This is a genomic window from Sphingomonas alpina, from assembly GCF_014490665.1.
GTDB classification, from domain to species: Bacteria; Pseudomonadota; Alphaproteobacteria; order Sphingomonadales; family Sphingomonadaceae; genus Sphingomonas; species Sphingomonas alpina.
In genome coordinates this window covers 3,733,472-3,755,717 of sequence record NZ_CP061038.1, presented here as the reverse complement: position 1 = coordinate 3,755,717, position 22,246 = coordinate 3,733,472, and the positions used below count along the sequence as shown (strand labels likewise).

Genomic DNA, 22,246 nt, shown 5'->3' with positions numbered 1-22,246 from the left:
CGGTTTCGAATAACAGCGGTAGAATGTCTCAAGCCATTGAAACAGATATAAAAATATTCGCTCAGAATCCAACTTAACAGGGGTCGCTTTTTTTTTTTGGAGCAAACAGGGGGAAACAGCGGTCGAGGCCCTAAGCCAGCGCACCTTCCATCCGGTCGAGGATTTCGTCGAGCAACTCGATCGAGGTCGCGAAGTTGAGCCGCGCGAAGCCCGCGCCCGGCGCGCCGAAATCGAGGCCGGGCGAGAGGGCTACTCGGGCCTCGCGCAGGAAAAAGGCGGCGGGCTCCTCCTCCACCGTCGCACGGCAATCGAGCCAGGCGAGATAGCTGGCCTGAGGCGGTGTCCAGTCGATCCGCATCTTCGGCAGGCGTTCGCCGATCCGGTCGCGCATCGCCGTCAGGTGCGCGACGCACTCGTCCAGCCAGATCGCACCCTCGTCGCTCCACGCCGCGCGTGCGGCGCGTACGCCGAGCGTGGAGAAGGCGTTCCACCGCGTCGAGGGCAAGGCCATCAGCCGCTCGCGCAGCGGCTTTTCCGCGACGCACACCGCGGCGCGCAGCCCGGCGACGTTGAACGCCTTGCTCGGCGAATTGAGCGTCACCGTTCGCGCCGCCATGCCCGGCAGCAGTGCGAAAGGGACATGGCGGCGGCGGTCGAGCGTCAGGTCGGCATGCACTTCGTCCGACACGATGATCAGGTCGCGCTGCTCGGCGATTCCGGCCAGCGCCCGCAGCTCGTCCTCGGTGAACACCCGCCCGCTGGGATTGTGCGGATGGCACAGCAGCAGCATCCGCACCCGGCGTTCGACGATCGCCGCATCGAGCGCGGTGAAATCGATCGCGCCGGTCTCGAGCCGGTGGGTCACCAGCCGGCGTCCGGCAATGGTCACTGAATTCAGCAGCGGCGGATAGGCCGGGGTATGGACCAGCACCGCATCGCCGGTGGCGGTCAGCGCCTCGATGCAATTGGCGATGCCGCCGACCACATCGGGCATCAGCATCACATCGGCGGGGTCGGGCGACCAGCCCCAGCGCCGCGCTGCCCAGCCGGCGAACGCCTGCGGTACTCCGCTGTCGGCGGCGACCGGGCCATAGCCGAGATCGCCCAGCGCGATCGCCTGCAACAGGGTTGCCGCGATCGGCGCGGCGGGGGCGAAATCCATGTCGGCGATCCAGGCCGGGATGATATCGGTCGGATAGCGCCGCCATTTGCGGGCGATGCGCGCGCCGAGCAGTGCCTGTGGTGGGGTGGTGATCATTCTGGCCGCTGCGCACCGAGCCGCTCGGCACGGCGACGCAGCAGCTCGGCCGACCCGAGCAGCAGGGTCGAAGCAATGATCAGCAAGGTGGCGGCGGCGGTGATCGCCGGGCTGATCTGCTCGCGCACGCCTTCGAACATCTGGATCGGCAGGGTCCGCTGTGTCGGCCCGGCGATGAACAGCGCCACCACGGTCTCGTCGAACGAGGTCATGAAGGCGAACACCGCGCCCGCCAGTACGCCCGGCGCGATCAGCGGCAGCAGGACCCGCCGCAGCACCATGAAGGGCGACGCACCTAGGCTTGACCCGGCCCGCAACAGGCTGATGTCGAAACCGTGCAGCGACGCCGCGACCACCACCACCACGAAGGGGGCCGCGAGCACGCTGTGCGCGATCACCATGCCGGCGAAACTGTTGGTCAGCCCGAGCGGCGCGAACAGGAAGTAGAAGGCGATCGCGACGACGACGACGGGCACCACCATCGGTGCGCCGAGCAATGCGACCAGGATCGGCCGCGCCGGCGAACGCATCCGCACGATGCCGATCGCGGCGAGCGTGCCGAGCGGCGTCGCGATCAATGTCACCGTGCTGGCGATCGCCAGGCTGTTGCGGAACGCACGGCTCCAGTCCGGCGAGTCGATCAGTGCGCGGTACCAGCGCAACGACAGCCCGGTTTCCGGAAACACCAGGAACGTGGTCGGGTTGAACGACATCGGGATGACCGCGAGGATCGGCAGCAGCAGGAATCCGAGCACCAGCGCGACAAAGGCGATGAGCGCGGCGCGAGCCACGCGCTGGCCGGGCGAAGCAAAGGGTGCACGCATCAGATCGGCCGCCAGCCCGAGACCGCACGGCCGGCAAGCAGGACCGCTCCGAGTGGCGCGACCAGCAGGATGCTGAGCGCGGCGGCCATGCCCCAGTTGAGCGATTGGTTGGTGTAGAAGGCGATCGACGCGCTGATCATCTGGTCTGCCCCGCCGCCGACCAGAGCCGGGGTGACATAATAGCCGAGCGCCAGCGTGAAGACGATCACCGCGCCGGCGATCACACCCGGCATGGTCTGCGGCAGATAGACCCGCACGAATGCGGTGAGCGGGTTCGCGCCGAGCGAGCGCGCCGCGCGCGCCGTATCCGACGGTACCCGCCGCATCACGCCGTAGAGCGGCAGGATGAAGAAAGGCAGCAGCACATGGACCATTGCGATGTACACGCCGCCGCGGCTGTAGAGCAGGGGCAGCGGACGGTCGGACAGCCCAAGCCACTGCACCGCGCCGTTCACCACGCCATTGGTCTGGAGCAGCACCACCCAGGCGGTGGTGCGCACCAGGGTCGAGGTCCAGAACGGCAGCAGCACGAGGATCAGCAGTGGATTGGCGATCCGCGGCTTCAGGGTCGCGAGCAGATAGGCGACCGGATAGCCAAGCAGGATGCAGAACAGGGCGACCACTGCGCTGATCTTGAAAGTGCGCAGGAAGATTCCGACGAACACCGCCTGTTCGCGCGGTACCCCGACCACCGCGCCGTCGGGATCGACCCGGCGGTCGAGCGAGGCCCAGAGATAGAAGGAGGTGGTCGCGCCGCTGGCATGGCGCAATGCCGCCCAGGTCTCGCGCTCGCCCCAGCGCGGGTCGATTGCGGTCAGATCGGCAAGCCCTGTGATACGGGTGCCGCCTGCGAGCCGCGCCGCGGTCGAGAAGATCAGCGTGCGCGACCCGACAATGTCATAGTTGAGCCGGTTGGCGACGCGGTTGAGCGTGCCGCCGCGCCGCGCCGCGACCATCTCCTCGGCGGTGGTGCGCGCGACCGTATCGGACGGCAGGCCCTGGCCGTCCCAGGCCTGCAGGGCGGCGGCGGTGCGCGGCCAGGTCTCGGGAAGCTCCTGCTCGGTCACGCCGCGCGTCAGCATCATGCCGACCGGTACGGCAAAGGCGAGCAGCAGCAGGATCAGCAAGGGCGCGACCAGCGCGCCGTTCCGGCCGAACAGGCGCACCAGGCTCAATGCGCGACCCATGCGTTGAACCGCTGGGTCAGCTCGTCGCCATATTCGACCCAGAAATCGCCATCGAGCTTGAGCGCGCCGGCCATATTGGCCGGATCGGTCGCGGTATTTTCGCGATAGCGCGGCTCGATCCCCTGTTGCGCGGCCTTGCTGGTCAGGCCGGTGGGCATGATCCGCGCCAGCCGCATCTGGTTCTCGGGCCGGGTAACATATTGGATGAACTGTGCCGCTTCGGCCTTGCGCGGGCTGTTCTTCAGGATTGCCCAATAATCCACGGCATAGATGTTGCCGGCCCATTGCAGCTTGAAATTGCGATGTTCGTCGCGATTGGCGATGATCAGGCGGCCCGGGCTGGTGACCGACATCACCACTTCGCGCGAACCGAGCAGGTCGGGGACCTGCGCGATCGACGACCACCACACGATGTTGGGCTTGAGCTGGTCGAGCTTGCGAAAGGCGCGGTCGATCCCGGCGGGGGTGCGCAGCACGGTATAGATCTGTGCTGCCGGCACGCCATCGGCGAGCAATGCGATCTCCAGCGTGTATTTCGGCGTCTTGCGCATCCCGCGCTTGCCCGGGAATCGCTTCACGTCCCAGAAATCGACCCAGCTTTTCGGTCCGGCGCCCTTGATCGCATCGCCGTCATAGCCGAGCAGATAGGACCAGAGCTGCGATCCCACGCCGCAATTATTGACCGCCGCGTCGCTATAGGCTGCACGCCCGCCGAGCGAGGCCCAGTCGAGCGGCTCGAACAGTCCCTCTTCGCACCCCAGGATGATCTCTTCGGTCTCGGCCTGGACCACATCCCAGCTGGTGTCGCCGCCTAGCACCTTGGTGCGGATCACGCCGATGCCGCCGTGCCAGCTATCCTCCTGCACATGCAGGCCGGAGGCCTTGGCGAACGGCGCGATCAGCGCTTCGTGATCCGCCGCCTGCGACGATCCGCCCCAGCCGACCACGGTGAGCGGCCGCCGGTCCTGCTTCTCGCCGCACCCCGCCAGCAGAGCGGCGACGCAGAGTGCGAGATGGCCTGCCTTGATCTTCATGCCCCGCCTCCTCGCACTCTTGCCGTGTCGCCCGCGGCGAAGGCGAAGGAGCGATCGATTGCCCAGCCAATGTCGATCCGGTCTCCGCCCCGCGCGCGGGGCGACCGGATCGTCACGCGCGCACCGCCGGGCAGGCTAGCGTAAATCTTGCTATGGTCGCCATGATAGATGCGGTCGTCGATCGTCGCGGTAAGGCGATTGGGCAGCGCGGCCGCATCGTCGTCGGTCGCGATGTGCTCGGGCCGGATCGTCACCGTCGCGCGATCGCCCGGCCCGACATCGTTCATCGCGCGGGCAAAGACCATGCCGCCGCCATCGAGTTTCACGGTGCAGCGATCCCCGGCGCGCTCCATCACCGTGCCGTCGATCGCGTTGTTCTCGCCGATAAAGCCGGCGACGAATGCATTGGCCGGCGTGTCGTAGATCGCGCGTGGCGATCCGAGCTGCTGCAGCCGTCCGCCCGCGAACACCGCGATCCGATCCGATAGCGCCAGCGCCTCGGATTGGTCGTGCGTCACATAGATCACGGTGACGCCGGTCTGGCGCTGGATATGCTTGATCTCGACCTGAAGTTTCTCGCGCAATTGCCGGTCGAGCGCGCCAAGCGGCTCGTCCATCAATACCAGGTCGGGATCGAAGATCAGCGCGCGCGCCAGTGCCACGCGCTGCTGCTGCCCGCCCGACAGCTGGTTGATCCGCCGTCCGCCCAGTCCGTCGAGATTGACCAGCGCCAATGCCTTGCCGACACGCTCCTTCGCCGGCGCGCCGCGGATGCCGCGCACCGAGAGCGGAAAGGAGAGATTCTCGGCGACCGTCATATGCGGAAACAGCGCATAATTCTGGAACACGACGCCCATATTGCGACGATGCGGCGGCTTGCGCATCAGCGACTGGCCGGCGAGCCTGATATCGCCTGCACTTGCTTCCTCGAAGCCGGCGAGCATCATCAGTGTCGTCGTCTTGCCCGACCCCGACGGACCGAGCAAGGTCAGGAACTCGCCGCGCCGCACCGTCAGGTCGAGGCCGGCGACCGCGTCGGACACGCCGTCATAGCTTTTCGACACGCCGCACAGCTCGACCAGCGGCGTGTCGACCGACAGTTCGCTGAGCGTGTTCACCGCGCGGCCATAGCGCGATAGACCCGGGCAAGCCGGGCGACACCCGCATCGATCTGTTCGGGCGTGGCATAACTGTACGACAGCCGGATATGGTTCTTCGGGGCGACCCGGTTGCCCGAGCCGGCGCCGCCGGCGGAGAAGAATTTGGACCCGGCGATCAGGTTGATCCCGGCATCGGCGGCATTGGCGGCAAGCGCATCGCCATCGATATGGGCCGGCAGCGTCAGCCAGACATAATAGCCGCCTTCGGGCACATGCAGTACCGCATCGGAAAAGGCTGCGCGGATCGCCGCGACCATTGTGTCGCGCCGTTCGCGATAGACGATGCGGACCCGGTCGACATGCTGCTCGAACTCAGGCGATCGGCCGAAGTCGTAGAGGATGCGCTGCATCAGCGGCGACGATCCGCCGTCGGACTTCAATTGCATCAGCCGTGCGATGATCGTCGCGTCGGCGGCGACCCAGCCGATTCTGAGGCCCGGCGCGACCAGCTTGGAGAAGGTGCCGACATGGATGACGTGGCCGCTGGTGTCGAGCGCCTTGAGCGAGGGCAGGGTCTCGCCCTCGAAGCGGACGCGGCGGTACGGGGTGTCCTCGACCAAGGCGATGCCCTCGCGCGACGCCAGAGCGACGAGGGCGCGACGGCGGTCGGTCGACATGGTTGCCCCTGTCGGATTGTGGAAATCGGCGACATTGTAGATCAGTTTCGGCAGTGCCGCACCTTCGGCGGCGCGGGTGCGGAGCATCGCTTCGAGTTCATCGACCAGGATGCCGTCAATGTCCTGCCCGACCTCGATGAACTCGACGCCGAAGCTGCGGAAGATCGGGATGGCGGTGAAATAGGTCGGCGCGGTGACGACGATCGCGTCACCCTCATCGAGCAGCAGCCGGCAGATCAGCTCCAGGCCATGTTTGGCGCCGTTGACGACCAGCAGATTCTCCGGCCCCAGTGTGCAGCCGTCGCGGTTCATCAGCTCGGCAAGCCAGCCACGCAACTCGGGCTGACCTTGCGTCGCGGAATATTGCAGCGTCTCCTCGCGATGCTCGGTCAGTGCCGCGATCGCATAAGGGACGAGATCGGGAAGTAGTTGCGGCGCAGCGAAGCCCGAATCGAACGCCACGACGTCCTCGCCCAGTTCCGAAGGAAAGTGCGGCGCCGGAAACGCGGTCGAAAGCCCGGCGGCACGGCGTGCAAGACGAAGATCGATCACCCCTGCTCCCATTCATTGCGGGGGCGTGCTGCACGAACGCATCCGTCCCCTCTCGCCAAGATGATCCGCGGCCCGAAATCCGCCATCGCGCCGCGCTGTTTGCGCGACTGGCGGATTCTCCGCCGCGGGCCATCCTAAGCGGCAGGGGAATCGAATGTTCAGAGCGGCCAGGGTCAGGATTGCGATGCTCGTTTTTGTCGGCGCCGCGCAGGTCGCGCCTGCCGCGGACCTGCCACGCGGGCTTGATCCAGGTGCCGATGCCGACGCCTTTCCCAGCACCTATGTTCCCGCACCCAGCCAGCCGCTGGCGATCACCGGTGCGACGATCCTGACGGGGACGGGGGAGGAGATCGCAGGCACAATATTGGTGCGCGACGGCAAGATAGAAGCCGTGGGCGCCGGGCTGGCGATTCCGCCGGGCTATGCGCTGATCGACGGACACGGCAAATGGGTGACGCCAGGGGTGATCGACATACATTCGCACCTCGGCGCGGCCGGCTCACCTTCGGTACCCGCCAACGACGACACCAACGAGGCAAGCTCACCCAACACCGCCGAGGTGTGGATTGAACATTCGGTGTGGCCCCAGGACCCCAAGTTCCGCCTCGCGCGCGCGGCCGGCGTGACGACCTTGCTGCTGCTGCCGGGGTCGTCGAACCTGTTCGGCGGCCGGTCGGTGACGGTCAAGAACGTCCCTGCCGACACCGTGCAGGCAATGAAGTTCCCCGGCGCGCCATATGGCCTGAAAATGGCATGCGGCGAGAATCCCAAATCGGTCTTCGGTGGTCGCGGGCGTTCGCCGGCAACGCGCATGGGCAATGTCGCGGGCTATCGCACGGCCTGGATCAATGCTGCCGACTATGCTCGCAAATGGGATAAATGGCGTACCGATGGCGGCACGGGCGACCCGCCCAAGCGCGACCTGCAGCTCGATACGCTGGCCGGTGTGCTCAAGGGTGAAATCCTGGTCCACAACCATTGCTATCGCGCCGACGAGATGGCGATCATGGTCGATATCGCGCATGATTTCGGGTTTCGCATCGCGGCGTTCCATCATGCGACTGAGGCGTACAAGCTCGCCCCCGCTCTCGCCACGGAAGGGATCTGCGTCGCGACCTGGGCCGAGGCATGGGGCGCGAAGATGGAATCGTTCGACGGCATCGAGGAAAATGCTGCGATGATCGATGCGGCGGGCGGCTGCGCGATCATCCATTCCGACGATGGCCTGCTGATCCAGCGGCTCAACCAGGAGGCGGGGATCGCGCTGGCGGCGGGCCGCGCGGCGGGCCTGCCGGTCAGCCGGGGCGACGCGGTGAAATGGTTCACGCTCAACCCGGCGAAAGCGATGGGAATTGCCGACCGGACCGGTTCGCTGGAGATCGGCAAGGCTGCCGATATCGTGCTGTGGAATGCCGATCCGCTCAGTGTCTATGCCCGCGCCGACAAGGTGTGGATCGATGGCGCGACGGTATGGGACCGCGCCGATCCGCGTTTCCAGGCGCCGTCCGATTTCCTGCTCGGCCAGCCCGGCCAGGATTTCGCGCGATGATCGCCCGGGCCCTCGCCACATTGTCGCTGCTCGCCTCTGCACCCGTGGCTGCGCAGACCGTGGCGATCATTCATGGCCGCGTGCTGACCATGGGCCCGGCGGGCGAGATTGCCGATGGCACCGTGATCCTGCGCGACGGCAAGGTGGTCGCGGTCGGCGCTGCGCTTGCAACGCCGACGGACGCGCGGGTGATCGACGCGATGGGGAAGATCGTCACGCCAGGCTTGGTCGCACCGGTGACCAGTCTCGGCCTCGCCGAACTGCGCTCGCTCGCCGGGCCCGATGACCGCTCCTCGACCAATGACGGCATCAGCGCGGCGTTCGATGCCGGCGACGGCCTCAACCCGGACTCGGTGCTGATACCGGTTGCGCGACTCGGCGGCATAACACGCTCGATCGTTACGCCGGGTTATGATCTTAAGGCTGGGCGCACCTTGCTCTTCGCCGGGCAGGCGGCGGCGGTGCAACTCGGCTCCGGCGGGCCGATGCTGGTGCGGCGCGGGGTCGCGATGGTGCTGGCAATGGGTGAGGAGGGCGCCGAACGCGCCGGGGGCTCGCGCGGCGCGGCGTTGGCGTCGCTCGCCATCGCGCTCGACGATGTGCGCAGCTATGCGCGTCGTCGCGCCGATTATGATCGCGGCGAAACACGCGCCCTTTCCCTGTCGCGCATTGACCTTGAGGCGCTGATCCCGGTGATCGAGGGGCGCATGCCGTTGCTCGTGACGGTCAACCGCGCGTCGGACATTCGCGAGATGCTCGCCTTCGCCCACACTCAGCGCGTGAAGCTGATCCTCGAAAGCGCGTCGGAAGGCTGGCGCGTTGCGGCGGAGATCGCGCGCGCTGGAGTGCCGGTGCTGCTCACCCCGATCGAGAATGTCCCTGCCTCGTTCGAAATGCTGGGTGCGACCCTGTCTAACGCGCAACGGCTCCACGCGGCCGGCGTGCTCATCGGGTTCGAAGGCAATGGTCCGGACCGTGAGCGCGAGCAGCGCCATAATGCCGGTGCTGTGGTTGCCGAAGGACTGCCTTACGCAGCAGCGCTGGCGGCAATCACGATCAATCCGGCGCGCATTTTCGGCCTCGCCGATCGCATTGGCTCACTCGAACCGGGCAAGGAGGGCGACGCGGTGATCTGGGACGGCGATCCGCTCGAAACCGCCAGCCGCCCGGTGGCGATTTTCATCCGCGGTGTTGTTCAGCCCATGACTTCGCGCCAGACCGAACTCCGTGACCGCTACATTCAACAGGTGAGGAAACCGCAATGAAACTCGATTCGACCAAATTGCTGATGATCTATTCGGCCGTGCTGACCACCGCATTTGCCGTGTCGCTCGGTGGCGGCGGAGCGGTCGCCCAGTCGGGGGCCAAGACCAGCTTCGACACGATCGACGTGAAGCGGATCAATGTCCGCGAGGATGACGGCACGCTGCGCATGATCGTGTCGAACACCAGCCGGTCGCCCGGCATCATCTATCACGGCAAGGAACGCCCGCACCCCAGCGGCAATCGCGGCGCCGGGATCATCTTCTACAATAGCGAAGGCACCGAGAATGGTGGTCTGACCTTTGGCGGCGAGACCGGCAAGGATGGCAAGGTCTCGGGCAGCGGGCATCTGAGCTTCGACCAGTATCAGCAGGACCAGGTGATCCAGCTGACGCAGAGCGAATATGACGGCCGACGTTGGGCGGCGATGATCGTCAACGACCGGCCCGAAACGCCGCTCGATTTCGATCTGGCGGAAAAACTCGGCAAGATGCCGGCGGGCGCCGAACGCGACGCGTTCCTCAAGAAGCTCGAGGCCGATGGCGTCGGCGGGCGTCAGCGCCTCTTTGTCGGCAAGACTCGCAACCGGGATTCGGCGGTGATGCTGAGCGACGCGCTGGGCCGTCCGCGCATGATGTTGAAGGTCACCAACGACGGCGCTGCCTCGATCGACTTCCTCGACGAGAATGGCAAGGTGCAACGCTCGCTCGCGGCGACCGACAAACAGTGAGGCACGCCACGATCCTGGCCGCATTGGCACTGGCCGGCTGCGCGGCAAAGCCCGCACCGGGGCCCGTCACCGCCTCCTCCAAGCCGTTGCCGGCGGGTCTCGACCCGTCGCGCGACCCGGGCTTTCCGAGCCGCTATGTCGCCCGGCCGCAAACACCGGTGGCGCTGGTCGGGGCGACGGTGCTGACCGGCACCGGGGTGGAGATCACCGCGGGTACGGTGCTGGTACGCGAAGGCCGGATCGAAGCGGTCGGCGCCGGACTGCTGGTGCCGGCCGGCTATACCAAAGTCGATGCGCGCGGCCGCTGGGTGACGCCGGGGGTGATCGATGCGCATTCGCATCTCGGCGTCTATGCTCATCCCGGCGTGCCGGCGAATGACGACGGCAATGAACTGACCGACCCGAACACCGCGCAGGTCTGGGCCGAGCATTCGGTCTGGCCGCAGGATCCGGGCTTCGACACCGCGCGCGAGGCCGGGGTGACCGCGATGCAGATCCTGCCCGGGTCCGGCAATCTGTTCGGCGGCCGATCGGTGACGTTGAAGAATGTGCCCGCCGATACGGTGCAGGGCATGAAATTTCCCGGGGCGCCATACGGCCTTAAAATGGCCTGCGGCGAGAACCCGAAGCGTGTCTATGGCGCCAAGGGACGCGCGCCATCGACCCGGATGGGCAATGTCGCGGGCTATCGAGCGGCGTGGATCAACGCCGCCGACTATGCCCGCAAATGGGACAAATGGCGCGCCGAGGGGAAGGGAGACCCGCCCAAGCGCGACCTGCAACTCGATACGCTGGCTGGCGTGCTCAAGGGCGAGATCCTGGTCCAAAACCATTGCTACCGCGCCGACGAGATGGCGATCATGATCGATATCGCGCGGGAGTTCGGCTACAAGATCACCGCCTTCCACCACGCGACCGAGGCCTACAAGATCGCGCCATTGCTTGCGCGCGAGGGGATCTGCGTCGCCACCTGGGCGAACTGGTGGGGGTACAAGATGGAAGTCTATGACGCGATCGAGGAGAATGCGGCAATGATCGAGCGCGCCGGCGGCTGCGCGGTGATCCATTCCGATGACGGCACACTGATCCAGCATCTCAATCAGGAGGCGGCGGTCGCGCTGTCTGCCGGACGCCGTGCCGGTATCCGTATCAGCGAGGCGGAGGCGGTGAAGTGGTTCACCGCAAACCCGGCGAAGATGCTGGGCATCGCCGACAGGACCGGTTCGATCGAACCCGGCAAGGCGGCCGATCTCGTACTGTGGAGCGCGAACCCGTTCAGCATCTATGCACTGGCCGATCGAGTGTGGATCGACGGCGCGACCGTCTATGACCGTAAGGACCCGACCTATCGCCGGCATTCCGATTTCTTGCTCGGTCAACCCGGACAGGAACTGCCGCGATGAATGCGCAGCGGATCGCAGCGCTTCTCGCGGCGCTGCTGGCGAGCGCGCCGGTTGCAGCGCAGACCATCGCCATCACCAATGTCCGTATCCTTTCGATGGGCCGGGCGGGTGAGGTGGAACGCGGCACATTGGTGATCCGCGACGGCCGCATCGCGGCGCTCGGCGCCGGTGTCGCTACCCCGGCAAACGCGCGGGTGATCGACGGCAAGGGCGGGGTGGTGACACCCGGCTTTGTGCTCGCCGATGGCCGGATGGGGCTGATGGATGTCAGCCAGGTGCCGCTGAGCGTCGACCGTGCACAGCACAACCCGTCGCTCAGCGCGGCGTTCGACGTCAGCCAGGGCCTCAATCCCGACAGCGCCGTCATTCCGGTCGCGCGGCTCGGAGGGATCACAAGGGCGATTCTCGCGCCTGAATATGACGATCAGGGCGGCCGCACTCTGCAATTCGCTGGCCAGGCGGCGGCAGTCGATCTCGGCCAGCGCGCCGATATGGTGATGCGCCCACGCGTCGCGATGATCCTCGAATTGGGCGAGAATGGAGCCGAGCGTGCCGGCGGCGCGCGGGGTGCGGCGCTGGTCGAATTGCGCGCGACGCTCGCCGATGTGCGCGACTATGCCCGCCGACGCGCCGCCTATGAACGCGGCCAGACCCGCGACTATCGCCTGTCGCGCGCCGATCTGGAGGCGCTGGTGCCAGTGGTCGAGGGGCGGATGCCGGTCATCGTCTCGGTCGACCGCGCTTCGGATATCGTCGAGATACTGGCGCTGGCGCGTGAGGAGAAAGTGAAGATCATTCTCGACGGCGCGGCGGAGGGCTGGCGCGTGGCCGACCGGATCGCCCAGGCCGGGGTGCCGGTGATCCTCGATGCCCGGCTCGACCTGCCGGGGAGCTTCGAACAGCTCGGCGCGCGCAACGACAATGCCGCGCGGCTGTTCGCGGCGGGCGTGACGATCGCGATCAAGGATGGCGAGGGCGGAAGCTATCGCGCGCGCGAGTTGCGCTACGACACCGGCCATGCGGTGGCGCACGGCCTGCCCTATGCAGCGGCGCTCGCCGCGATCACGATCAACCCGGCACGGATGTTCGGCATCGATGACCGCATCGGGTCACTCGATATCGGCAAGGACGCCGATGTCGTGCTGTGGAGCGGCGACCCGCTCGAACCCTTGTCGCAACCCGGCGCAGTGTTTGTGAAGGGGATCGAGCAGCCGCTCACCACGCGTCAGACCGAATTGCGCGACCGCTATCTGGCAAAGCAGCCCTGGGGAGGCACGGGCGCGCCCTGATCCATGTCACGCCGGACTTGTTCCGGGGATGTAGGATGGATTGCTGATGTGGAAGGGTCCACTCGCGTCATAGCGCGAGCCTCATTTCCCGATCAGCGCCGCCGCATCGACCAACTCGACATTGGGATGCGCCGCGCGCAGCGCCGGTAGCCAGGCCTTGCTGTCGCCGACGACCAGCACCGTCGCGGTCTTGGGGTCGATCCGCTTTGCCGCGGCGGCCACCTCGGCGGGGGTTACAGCGGTGCCGGGGCTGAGTTCGGTGCGCGCGACCGACAAGGGCGTGCCGGTCGCGACCAGTCCGGCGAGATAGTCGCCGAGTCCGATGGTCCGGTCGGTCTGCGAGGCGAGGATGCGCGACACGAACTCGCTGCGCTCCGCATCCTCTGCCGCGCTGGGCGGATTGATCGGTAGCCGGGCGAACTGCGCGAGCATCAGATCGACCACCTCGGGTGCCGACGCGGTCTTGGTTTGCGATGCAGCCATCACGAAACCGGCACCGCGGCGCATGTCGATCTGGCTGCCCGCGCCATAGCTCAGGCCGCGTTTTTCGCGGATTTCCTTCGACAACCAGCCGATCGCGCCGCCCCCGACGATCGCGTTCGCCACCTGCAGCGCACGCTGGTCGCCCGCACTGCGGGCACCCGTCGGCACGGCGGCGATGACGGCAGTTTGCGGTGCTCCCGGCAAGTCGATGGCGATGATCCGGTGCGGCTTGGCAGTGGCGATAAAGGCCGGGGCAGGCGCTCCGCCGCGCCATGAGCCGAAGGTCCGCTCGGCGAGTGTGGCCACCTGCTTCGCGTCGAGCGAGCCGGTAACCACCAGGGTCGCGCCGCGCGGCCCCCATTTGGCGCGGGCTGCGGCAACATCCCCGGCGTCGATCGCGGCGAGTGACCCCGGTGTCGCGACCGCACCATAGGGAGTTCCGGCAAACAGGGCTGCCGGCAGGGCGCGCAGCGCAAGCTGGACCGGCTGTTTCTCGCTGACCGCCAGCGCGTCGGCGAGCTTGCGCCGCTCGCGGTCGAGTTCGTCCTCTGCCGCGCTCGGGCGTAGCGCAACATCGCCGAGCAAGGCGGCCGCCGCATCGACATTGGCGGCGGGTACGGTGATCTTGACGATCGTCGCATCGGCCTGTGCGGCAGCGCTGATCCGCCCGCCCAGAGTATCGACCGCCGCAGCGAGTGCGACTGCGTCACGCGATGCGGCGCCGCGCAGGGCAAGTGCTGCGGTCAGGTCGGCCAGCCCGGCATGACCCGCCGGATCGGCTGCGTCACCACCGGCGATGACCAGTTCGAGCGTGACCAGCGGCAACTCGGTCGACTGCGCGCTGACGATGGTCAGGCCATTGGCCAGCTTCGCCTCGACGATTGGCGGTACGATGCGCCGCTGCGGCCCCGGAGCAGGCGGCTGCTCGCGCTCGCTGGCTGCGGCGATCGTGACCGGCGGCCGCGTCGCCGGTGGGACGATCGGCCCCATCGATGCGACATCATTGGTCGAGACATCGCCGGTATAACCGGCCGGGCGCCGGCTTTCGTCCTGATAGCGGATCGTCACCTGGCGTTGCGCCCCAAGCCAGCGCGCCGCGATGCGTTGGACATCGGCCGGGGTCATCGCGCTGATCGCAGCCAGCCTTTTGTCGTCATGCCCCGGATCGCCGGCCAGCACATCGCCATCGCCGATCAGGCCGACGCGTCCGGCCATGGTCTCGCGGTCGCTGAGCGCGGCACCAAGCAGGGCGTTCTTGATCGAGGCGAGCTCGGCGGGGTCGACCGGCGTGTCGCGCAACCGTGCGATCTCGGCATCGAGCGCGGTGCGGGTCGTCGCCATGTCGGCACCTTTGGCCAATGTCGCGACGATCGCGAAGGCATGGCCGTCGCGGGTGTCGAAATTATAGGTCGCGATCGACGACGCCAGTTGCTTGTCGGCGACCAGGCTCCGGTTGAGCCGCGACGCCGCGCCGCGCGTCAGCAATGCCTCGATCACGTCGATGCCGGCCGAATCCAGATTCGCCTCGGGTGGAGCGATCCAAGCCGCCACCAGCGCCGGCAGCGGCACATTGGGCGCATAAGCATCGACCAGGCGCGGACTGGTGCGTTCGGGCTCCCTGCTCGCGGGAATCTGGAGCAGCGGCGCAGCCGGCTTGGGGATCGAGCCGATATAGCGGTCGGCCCAGGCATCGAGCTGCTTCGGATCGAAATTGCCGGCAATGACCATCACCGCATTGTCGGGACGGTAAAAGGCTTCATGGAATGCGCGGACGTCGGCAAGCGTCGCCTTGTCGAGATCCTCTGCCGTGCCGCCGATCGGCCGGGCATAGGGATGCGTGCTGAAGACGAAGCCGGGGATCAGCTTGAACAGGATCCGGCCATAGGGTGTCGCGAAGATACGCTGGCGCAATTCCTCTTTCACCACGTTGCGCTCGGATTCGAAATTGGCCTGGTCGACCACCAGATTCTTCAGTCGCTCGCCTTCGAGCCACAACAGTGTCTCGAGCCGGTTGGCCGGCGCGGTGGTAGTGTAGAGCGTGTCGTCGAACAGGGTCGTCGCATTGGCGTTCTCGACGATCGTGCTCATGTACGTGAACGCGCCCTGCGGCAGGTTGCGCGTCGGCTTGAACATCAGATGCTCGAACAAATGCGCGAAGCCGGCCCGCTCCTTCGGGTCGTCGCGCTGACCGACCTTGTACCACATGTAGAGCGAGACCGACGCCGCCTTGGGATCGCGCATCGCATAGATCGTCATGCCGTTCTTCAGCATGCGCTTGGTATAGACCAGCGGCGGCACGACGATCGGCGCCGCAGCCACCGGCGCGCGCGGTGCCGGCGTGGCGGTCACGGCGGTGGATGCGCACAATGCAGCGATGGTGACGGCGGCAAAGGACTTCATCATTCGGTCTCCCCTTGATGGGTGAGAGCGACTGCCGGGGATTTTCCGCTAGTTCGCCGGCCACGTCTCGCCGAAAAGCCGCGCGAAATTGCCGCCAAGGATCTTGTCGATCCGGCGTGGCGGATGACCGCGCGCGGCAAGGTCGCGACCAATATCGAAGAAGCGTCGCGGCGTGCTGTATTCGGGCACGATGTTGAGCACGTCGGGCGCCTCGCCCGGCGCGGCGATGCCGCGCGCCTTGCGCCCCTCGTAGAATTGGCGCTGCGCGTCATAGGCGGCGGCATTGACGGGCGTGGCGGTGATGCTGCCATCGGTACCGATGCCGACATGATCCTCGCCGCAGATTTGGATCGCATGCTCTATATGGCGCAATAGATCCTCGGCATGCGGTTGGCCCGACGCACGCAGGAACGGCATCAGATATAGCCCGATCACGCCGCCCTTCGCCGCCACCCCGCGCAGGGTCGCGTCGTCGACGTTGCGCGGCAGGTCGGCCAGTGCGCGACAACCGCTATGGCTGATCGTCATCGGCCGTGTCGCGGCCGCAACCCCTTCGGCGATGGTGCGTGCGCCGCCATGGCTCAGGTCGAGCAACAGCTTCTGCGCCTCGATCTCGGCGATCAACTGGCGGCCATAATCGGACAGCCCGGCATTGGCCGCCTCGATCGCGCCGTCACCCGCCAGATTGCGCTTGTTATAGGTGAGCTGGATCATCCGCACGCCCATCCCCCGGAACAGGGCGACATGGGCGAGATCGCCCTCGAGCGGACTCGAATCCTGGAAGTTGCAGATCATGCCCAGCCGCCCGCTGCGCTTTGCCGTGGCGAGGTCGGCGGCGGTGCGGACCAGGATCAGCAGCTCGGGATGGTCGAGGCACATCTGCGTGACGCGGGCGACCTCGGCGACCGAATCGTGGAACTGGCCAGGGCCGCTGCCTGTCCGGCCGACGGTCATGCTCAGCGCGGTCATGCCTGCAGCACGGATCGCGGCGATCACTTCGGGCGTCATGCGCTGCCCACCGCCGGTCGACCCCTGCGCGTCGATCACCATCGCCTTGGCATAGTCGCTCTCGCCCCAACGCGACGGCGCCGCGCGGGCCGGCATGCCGACCAGGCCGGTCGCGAGCAGTGCGGAGCCGCCGATCAGGATATCGCGCCGCGTGGTCATCGGCAGGCACCGCTACGCGGCTTCAGTCCGGCGGCGACAGCGAGGCCGTTTCCGTCGTGCAGCACGCCATCCTTCATTACCAGCGAGGCGCAGCGCACCGCGCCGATCCGCGCCGTCGGGTCGCCGTCGACCAGGATCAGGTCGGCGCGCTTGCCGGCCGCGATCGAACCGCTATCGCGGTCCTGCTTCATCACCCGTGCCGCGCCGAGCGTCGCGTCATAGAGCACATCGGCGGCTGGGATGCCCGCCGCGACGTGGAGTTCGAGCTCGCGCGCGTAGAGCATCGCGCTGCCGTCGGTGCCGTTGACCACCGGCACGCCGGCATCGTGCATCGCCTTGAGCAATTGCTGCATGCGCAGGAACGAGGCGCGATAGTCTGTCAGTTGCGCACCGGTGGTGGCCCGTCCGCCGCCGCGGCTGTCGCGCAGCGCGGTTGCCGGCATGCGGCTCGCCCAAGGCGCGATCCAGCCGGACATCTCTCCCTTCCAGCCGGTGAACATATTCTCGAAAGTAACGAGGGTCGGGTCGACCACCGTGCCCTTTGCCTTGAGGTGCGCGACAAAGGCGCGTGCCGGTTCGCCCGCCGGATCGATCTCATGGCCGCGCGTGTAGGCGTCGGTAAACCGCGCAGGCGTGTTGCTCCGCGCGGCGACCTCGGGTCCGAGGAACTGGAGCAGCCAGAAATTGGCGTGCTGCACCTCGTCATAACCGGCATCGACGGCCTCGGTCAGGGTCATGCCGGCGGGTACATGGCCGCCGACGCGCAGGCCCCTGGCGTGCGCCTCGGCCACCGCGACCGGCACGAGAGCGGGATCGAGCGAGCTATAGAGCTTGATCATGGGATAACCGAGCGATGCGAACTGGTCGACCGCCGCTTTTGTCTCTTCCGGGGTCGAGACCAGGGCCTTGGTCGGCCCGGCGAAGGGGCCGCGCCCGTCGATCAGCCCGGCCTTCAGGACATGCGGGCCGATCAGCGTGCCGCTGTCGAACTGCTCGGCGAGCGCCTTCAGCGTGGGCACGTCATTGCCCAGGTCGCGGACGGTGGTGATGCCCGCCATCATCGCCATCAGTCCGTCACGCTGACCGAGCAGATGGACGTGCATGTCCCACAGTCCGGGCAGCAGCGATCGGCCACGCGCATCGATCACCTGCGCCCCCTTTGGCACGGCGATGCTGCCATCGCGACCGACCGCAGCGATCCGGTCGCCGCGCACCAGCACACTCATCCCCGGCCGCATCGCGCGGGCCTCGGCATCGAACAGCATTGCACCGCGGATCAATACCGGACCCGTTGGCCGTTTCGCGAGGCGCGCAGCATCGGCGCGTGCAGCTTCGTCTGATGCGCGGGTCTGCGCGGCGAGCAATGCGGGCTGGCCGGCCTCGTATCCGGCGCGGATCACGCCGAACCATGTGCCGCCTCCGGCAAACAGCTCGCCATCGCGGTCGAGCCAGATCGGTGCCGGCTCCATGCCCAGCCCGTCGATGAAATAGAGCGTGGCGAGGGTCTCGGCTGCGCTGCCGGCCAGTTTATGGTCGACCATCCTGCGGATCGACGCCGTTCCGGTGGGAAGCAGGGGCAGGCGATGACCCGGTGCCTTGAGCAAAGCCCGGGCGAGGGCGGCGAGCTGCTCGTCATTGCCTTCGTTGGTGACGTAGAAGCCCTTCGCCGCGGCGCTCCCGGTATCGACGGCGCTGGTCCATTGCGCTTTGCCCGCGGTGCTGGCGAAATGCTCGGCGATGGCGATGCGCCGGTAGTCGGTGCCCGAGACATCGACCTCGACCGGCACGCCGTTCGGATCGTAGCGAGTGACCGTCACGAGATCGGGCCCGCGCCCGCGATCGCGAAAGGAGAGCAGCACGCGGCGCGCGTCATCCTCGCGCGTGACGTCGAGATTGCCTTTGGCGATGCCCGACATCACCACGGTATAGCGGGTCGGAGGAGCCGGGCTGGCGCCGAGCAGCAGCGCGGCTCCGAGCAGCCGTGCGCAGGCCGGGATGGGCGATTTCATGGTCATCGATCGGTACGAGGGCCGAGCCCCGGCGATCCTCTACCGATATTGCCCGGCATACCTATCTCGGCAAGGTTATCGTTTGGGCGCTATCTCACTTCACGATCTTACCGGGAGGTCATTCATGACAGCAACGCGGCAGTTCCAGATCGTCGTGATCGGCGGCACATCGGGGATCGGCCTGGCTAGCGCCATGCTGATGGCGGGCAGGGGCGCGGCGGTGACGATCGTCGGTCGCGACCAGGGCCGGCTGGATGCTGCGGTTGCGCAGATCGGTGGTGGCGCGCGGGGTGAAGCGATCGACGCCGCCGATGGCGACGCGCTTCGCGCGCTGTTCAGGCGGCTCGGCACGGTCGATCATCTGGTGATCGCCGCGTCGGGCGGCGCCGGCGCGGGGCCTTTCGCGTCGCTGGACGTGGCAGCATTGCGGCGCGGTTTCGAGGCCAAATTCTGGGTGCACTGGACTGCGGCACAGGCAGTGCTGGATCATCTGCCCGATACCGGCTCGATCACGTTCATCACCGCGGCGTCGTCGCGCCTCGCGAACCCGGGAACATCGGGTCTCGCTGCAATCAACGGCGCGCTCGAGCATATGGTGCGCACCCTGGCGCGCGAACTGGCGCCGCGCCGCATCAACGCGGTTTCGCCCGGAGTGATCGATACGCCGTGGTGGGACGACAAGCCCGACGAGCTGTTCCAGTCCGCGAGCAAGCAGGCGCCACTCGGGCGTCCTGGCGAGGCTGCGGAAGTCGCCGATGCGGTGGCGTTCCTGATCGGCAACCGCTTCGTCACCGGCGTCATTCTGGATGTGGATGGCGGCCTGCACCTGACCTGACGGTTCAGCGCTCGTCGTTGATCTGCCGGATCAGCTCGCGATGCGGCGGCAGTTCCTGGGTCGCGCGCTCACCGAAGCTGCGGATCCGGGCAAAGGTGCGCGCCGCCGCCTCGACATTGGGGAAGTCGCCGCGACCGCCGGCCAGGTCGGTGTCGAACTCCATGCCATAGAGGATGTACTGATAGTTGAAATAGGCGAAGGATTCGAGGTCGAGGATGAAGTCGAACCGGCCCGGCGGGCGGTGGCGCCATTGCTCCAGCAGGTCACGCAGCCGTTCCGGGATGGTCGCCGGATCGGCATTGGCGCGCCAGAACGGCTCCGGGCGGCGGCTAAGGCAATAATGCAGCTTCAGGAAAGTGACGATGTTCTCGTAACGCGCAGTCATCAGCTCATTGAAGCGCCGCGCCGGGGCCCCGACCGGGCCGCTGTGCGGGAGCAGGTCGGCGATCATCCCGATTGCAGCCTCGATCAGCACTACGCCAGTGGATTCGAGTGGTTCCAGGAACCCGGCTGAAAGACCGACGGCGACGCAGTTCTTCACCCATTGCTGACGCCGATACCCCGCCTCGAACGCAATGCGGCGCGTCGCGACGGTGCCGGGCGACACCCCGAGATAGTCGTGCAGGATCGCCGCCGCACGATCGTCGTCGATATGGTCGCTCGAATAGACGCAGCCGACGCCGCGTGCGCCTTCCAGCCCGATGTCCCAGGTCCAGCCTGCCTCATGCGCGGTGGCGATGGTAAAGCTTTCGATCGGCGCATCGGGCCGGTCATAGGGGATCTTGCAGGCAATCGCCCGGTCGGTAAACAATGTGTCGCGGACCGAGACGAAGGGCTGCGTGTCCATCCGCCCGATCAGCTCGGCGCGAAAGCCGCTGCAATCGATGAACATGTCCGCCGACAGCGCGCCATGGTGGTCGGTCAGGATGTGGGCGATCGCGCCGCGCTCGTCGAGCACGACATCGCTCAGCGTCCCCTGCAAATGTGTCACGCCAAGGCCGCGCGCATGCTCGGCCAGCACGCCGGCAAGTGCGACGGCGTCGAAATGATAGGCGTAGTTCAGCGGCCCGGCGAAATCGCCCTCATCGCGGCGCTTCGGCCCGCGCTTCGCATCGGCGACGCGGTTCTGGATCGTCATCGCCTCGGCAAAGGACGGCCGTGACGCGGGATCCTGCAGCAACCAATAGGGCACCAGGCTGACGCCATCCTTCTCGAACGGCGCTTCGAACGGGTGGAAGAAACGATGGTGCCGCTCGCCGTCGGGCGCGTGCAGCCAGTCGACAAAGCGGATGCCCTGCTTGAACGTCGCTGAGGTACCGCGCACGAACGCCGCCTCGTCGATGCCGAGATAGTGCAGGGTGGTGCGGATGGTCGGAAACGTGCCTTCGCCGACACCGATGATCCCGATCTGCGGCGATTCAAGCAGGACGATCTCGAGCCGCTGATGTTCGGCCAGGCCGAACGCCTTGGCGAGATAGGCCGCGGTCAGCCAGCCGGCTGTGCCGCCGCCGACGATCAGGATGCGCCGTTTCTCGCTCATGGGCGCGCTATTCCATGCTCAGCCACGAACGAACAGGCTCTTCAACCAGACCGGGCCGCCGCGGGCCGCCTGGCGCCAGTCATGATCGTCTCCCTCGTCGGAGGTATAGCCCCAGGGGTTGAACAGCTTGACTCGCCCGATCTTGAACGCGGCCGGACGCCGCGTCGCCAGCGTCAGCCCATGCACCAGCGCCGTTGCCGCAAAAAGGCCGTCGCGCATATCGGTATAGCCAAGCCGCGCGCGCCACGACGCAACCGCCGTGTCGAGCGGCAGCACGCGCCCGTCGAACGCGCCGAGCAACTGGCGCTCGACCCAGTCGCGCAGTGCAGAAGCTCCCGCTTTGTCGCGCTGTCCCAAGGTTGCTGCGGCGGTCTCGATCTCGATCGGGGTCAGAACCGACAGGAAGAGATTGCTCTGCGCGATGCCGCTGATCCAGGCAGCGAAGCCGGGATCGGTGTCGCCGCTCCGGATTTTGTGCAGCTCGAACGCCAGGTCGGTGTCGAGGAGATACATCAGCCGCGCTCGCCACCGGCGCCGAACCGCGCTGCGACGAAATCGGGATCAGGCAGGCCGGACGCAGCAAGCAGGTCGGCCATTCCCTCGGTCTGGCCCGACAAGGTGCGGAACGCATCGATGCTGAGCAGGACATGAGTCGGCCGGCCGCGATCGGTCACGAACACCGGCTCGAGCCGCGCGGCGCGCTTGGCGCTGCTCACATCCTGGTTGAACTCGCGGCTGGTGAAACGCTTCACGGAGCCTTCTCCCGGGTTCGAATGGCCGAACTGACGTAGGTACGTACCTACGCTGTGACGACCCCGCAACAGATTATACCGTATCGGCCGGAAAATTGTGAGAACGTTCCCATTTTGCATGATTCTGCATTGCGCAGCAACGCTCACCTGGTTTCTCCTCCGCACGAACCGCAACAAGATGCGGTCCTATGGGG

18 protein-coding genes are annotated in these 22,246 nt (G+C 66.9%); 6 read left to right on the top strand and 12 right to left on the bottom strand.

Going from position 1 to position 22,246, the window contains the following annotated elements; all coding sequences use genetic code 11:
* Nucleotides 1–130: 130 nt before the first annotated feature.
* The 6 genes from H3Z74_RS17550 to H3Z74_RS17525 are packed head-to-tail and all read right to left on the bottom strand — an operon-like array spanning nucleotide 131 to nucleotide 6,632.
* Nucleotides 131–1,258, bottom strand: a complete 1,128-nt coding sequence (locus tag H3Z74_RS17550; protein ID WP_187760864.1) for a MalY/PatB family protein — start codon at nucleotides 1,256–1,258, stop codon at nucleotides 131–133.
* Nucleotides 1,255–2,082 (bottom strand): ABC transporter permease, encoded by an 828-nt coding sequence (locus H3Z74_RS17545; protein WP_187760863.1) that lies wholly within the window; start codon nucleotides 2,080–2,082, stop codon nucleotides 1,255–1,257. Before H3Z74_RS17545 ends, H3Z74_RS17550 begins: the two co-directional genes overlap by 4 nt.
* Nucleotides 2,082–3,269 carry an ABC transporter permease gene (locus H3Z74_RS17540; protein ID WP_187760862.1) on the bottom strand — a complete coding sequence of 396 codons (1,188 nt, stop codon included), beginning with the start codon at nucleotides 3,267–3,269 and terminating at the stop codon, nucleotides 2,082–2,084. The genes H3Z74_RS17545 and H3Z74_RS17540 overlap by 1 nt, the downstream gene beginning before the upstream one ends.
* Entirely contained in the window at nucleotides 3,254–4,303 is a 1,050-nt protein-coding gene (locus H3Z74_RS17535; RefSeq protein WP_187760861.1) for a polyamine ABC transporter substrate-binding protein, read from the bottom strand. Before H3Z74_RS17535 ends, H3Z74_RS17540 begins: the two co-directional genes overlap by 16 nt.
* Nucleotides 4,300–5,421, bottom strand: a complete 1,122-nt coding sequence (locus H3Z74_RS17530; RefSeq protein ID WP_229726645.1) for an ABC transporter ATP-binding protein — start codon at nucleotides 5,419–5,421, stop codon at nucleotides 4,300–4,302. The genes H3Z74_RS17535 and H3Z74_RS17530 overlap by 4 nt, the downstream gene beginning before the upstream one ends.
* On the bottom strand, nucleotides 5,418–6,632 hold the full coding sequence (locus tag H3Z74_RS17525) for an aminotransferase-like domain-containing protein (protein ID WP_187760860.1): 1,215 nt from the start codon (nucleotides 6,630–6,632) through the stop codon (nucleotides 5,418–5,420). Before H3Z74_RS17525 ends, H3Z74_RS17530 begins: the two co-directional genes overlap by 4 nt.
* 184 nt (nucleotides 6,633–6,816) lie before the next feature.
* On the opposite strand from H3Z74_RS17525, the gene H3Z74_RS17520 reads away from it, so the two are divergent.
* Genes H3Z74_RS17520 through H3Z74_RS17500 form a run of 5 tightly spaced genes read left to right on the top strand, consistent with a single transcriptional unit; the run spans nucleotide 6,817 to nucleotide 12,866 of the window.
* Entirely contained in the window at nucleotides 6,817–8,181 is a 1,365-nt protein-coding gene (locus tag H3Z74_RS17520) for an amidohydrolase (protein ID WP_229726644.1), read from the top strand.
* Entirely contained in the window at nucleotides 8,178–9,446 is a 1,269-nt protein-coding gene (locus H3Z74_RS17515; RefSeq protein WP_187760858.1) for an amidohydrolase family protein, read from the top strand. Before H3Z74_RS17520 ends, H3Z74_RS17515 begins: the two co-directional genes overlap by 4 nt.
* Nucleotides 9,443–10,174, top strand: coding sequence for a hypothetical protein (locus tag H3Z74_RS17510; RefSeq protein WP_187760857.1), 732 nt, complete (start codon nucleotides 9,443–9,445; stop codon nucleotides 10,172–10,174). The genes H3Z74_RS17515 and H3Z74_RS17510 overlap by 4 nt, the downstream gene beginning before the upstream one ends.
* The gene (locus H3Z74_RS17505; RefSeq protein WP_187760856.1) at nucleotides 10,171–11,577 is read left to right on the top strand and encodes an amidohydrolase; all 1,407 of its coding nucleotides are present in this window, start codon (nucleotides 10,171–10,173) and stop codon (nucleotides 11,575–11,577) included. Before H3Z74_RS17510 ends, H3Z74_RS17505 begins: the two co-directional genes overlap by 4 nt.
* A complete protein-coding gene (locus tag H3Z74_RS17500) occupies nucleotides 11,574–12,866 on the top strand; it encodes an amidohydrolase family protein (protein WP_187760855.1) in 1,293 nt (430 codons plus the stop codon). The genes H3Z74_RS17505 and H3Z74_RS17500 overlap by 4 nt, the downstream gene beginning before the upstream one ends.
* A gap of 81 nt (nucleotides 12,867–12,947) precedes the next feature.
* Here the strand turns inward: H3Z74_RS17500 and H3Z74_RS17495 are convergent, their stop codons facing one another.
* From H3Z74_RS17495 to H3Z74_RS17485, 3 genes are read right to left on the bottom strand one after another with little or no spacing between them, the layout of a single operon-like run.
* Nucleotides 12,948–15,749: a M16 family metallopeptidase gene (locus H3Z74_RS17495; protein WP_187760854.1), complete on the bottom strand. Its 2,802-nt coding sequence runs from the start codon at nucleotides 15,747–15,749 to the stop codon at nucleotides 12,948–12,950.
* A 48-nt stretch (nucleotides 15,750–15,797) separates the two neighbouring features.
* Nucleotides 15,798–16,916, bottom strand: a complete 1,119-nt coding sequence (locus tag H3Z74_RS17490) for a dipeptidase (RefSeq protein WP_187760853.1) — start codon at nucleotides 16,914–16,916, stop codon at nucleotides 15,798–15,800.
* Nucleotides 16,913–18,925, bottom strand: a complete 2,013-nt coding sequence (locus tag H3Z74_RS17485; protein WP_187760852.1) for an amidohydrolase family protein — start codon at nucleotides 18,923–18,925, stop codon at nucleotides 16,913–16,915. The genes H3Z74_RS17490 and H3Z74_RS17485 overlap by 4 nt, the downstream gene beginning before the upstream one ends.
* 124 nt (nucleotides 18,926–19,049) lie before the next feature.
* Between H3Z74_RS17485 and H3Z74_RS17480 the strand changes: the two genes are divergently transcribed.
* A complete protein-coding gene (locus H3Z74_RS17480; RefSeq protein WP_187760851.1) occupies nucleotides 19,050–19,760 on the top strand; it encodes an SDR family oxidoreductase in 711 nt (236 codons plus the stop codon).
* Nucleotides 19,761–19,764: 4 nt separating this feature from the next.
* Here the strand turns inward: H3Z74_RS17480 and H3Z74_RS17475 are convergent, their stop codons facing one another.
* The 3 genes from H3Z74_RS17475 to H3Z74_RS17465 are packed head-to-tail and all read right to left on the bottom strand — an operon-like array spanning nucleotide 19,765 to nucleotide 22,052.
* Entirely contained in the window at nucleotides 19,765–21,300 is a 1,536-nt protein-coding gene (locus tag H3Z74_RS17475) for a tryptophan halogenase family protein (protein ID WP_187760850.1), read from the bottom strand.
* Between the two features lie 18 nt (nucleotides 21,301–21,318).
* Entirely contained in the window at nucleotides 21,319–21,813 is a 495-nt protein-coding gene (locus H3Z74_RS17470; RefSeq protein ID WP_187760849.1) for a PIN domain-containing protein, read from the bottom strand.
* On the bottom strand, nucleotides 21,813–22,052 hold the full coding sequence (locus H3Z74_RS17465) for a type II toxin-antitoxin system Phd/YefM family antitoxin (protein ID WP_187760848.1): 240 nt from the start codon (nucleotides 22,050–22,052) through the stop codon (nucleotides 21,813–21,815). The genes H3Z74_RS17470 and H3Z74_RS17465 overlap by 1 nt, the downstream gene beginning before the upstream one ends.
* Nucleotides 22,053–22,246 lie beyond the last annotated feature (194 nt).

Bases quoted from the DNA above. Each gene is read 5' to 3' on its own strand.
- H3Z74_RS17540 (WP_187760862.1), bottom strand. From the start codon at position 3,269: ATGGGTCGCGCATTGAGCCTGGTGCGCCTGTTCGGCCGGAACGGCGCG.
- H3Z74_RS17495 (WP_187760854.1), bottom strand. From the start codon at position 15,749: ATGAAGTCCTTTGCCGCCGTCACCATCGCTGCATTGTGCGCATCCACC.
- H3Z74_RS17500 (WP_187760855.1), top strand. From the start codon at position 11,574: ATGAATGCGCAGCGGATCGCAGCGCTTCTCGCGGCGCTGCTGGCGAGC.
- H3Z74_RS17545 (WP_187760863.1), bottom strand. From the start codon at position 2,082: ATGCGTGCACCCTTTGCTTCGCCCGGCCAGCGCGTGGCTCGCGCCGCG.
- H3Z74_RS17470 (WP_187760849.1), bottom strand. From the start codon at position 21,813: ATGTATCTCCTCGACACCGACCTGGCGTTCGAGCTGCACAAAATCCGG.
- H3Z74_RS17485 (WP_187760852.1), bottom strand. From the start codon at position 18,925: ATGAAATCGCCCATCCCGGCCTGCGCACGGCTGCTCGGAGCCGCGCTG.
- H3Z74_RS17515 (WP_187760858.1), top strand. From the start codon at position 8,178: ATGATCGCCCGGGCCCTCGCCACATTGTCGCTGCTCGCCTCTGCACCC.
- H3Z74_RS17535 (WP_187760861.1), bottom strand. From the start codon at position 4,303: ATGAAGATCAAGGCAGGCCATCTCGCACTCTGCGTCGCCGCTCTGCTG.
- H3Z74_RS17480 (WP_187760851.1), top strand. From the start codon at position 19,050: ATGACAGCAACGCGGCAGTTCCAGATCGTCGTGATCGGCGGCACATCG.
- H3Z74_RS17490 (WP_187760853.1), bottom strand. From the start codon at position 16,916: ATGACCACGCGGCGCGATATCCTGATCGGCGGCTCCGCACTGCTCGCG.
- H3Z74_RS17510 (WP_187760857.1), top strand. From the start codon at position 9,443: ATGAAACTCGATTCGACCAAATTGCTGATGATCTATTCGGCCGTGCTG.
- H3Z74_RS17520 (WP_229726644.1), top strand. From the start codon at position 6,817: ATGCTCGTTTTTGTCGGCGCCGCGCAGGTCGCGCCTGCCGCGGACCTG.
- H3Z74_RS17475 (WP_187760850.1), bottom strand. From the start codon at position 21,300: ATGAGCGAGAAACGGCGCATCCTGATCGTCGGCGGCGGCACAGCCGGC.
- H3Z74_RS17550 (WP_187760864.1), bottom strand. From the start codon at position 1,258: ATGATCACCACCCCACCACAGGCACTGCTCGGCGCGCGCATCGCCCGC.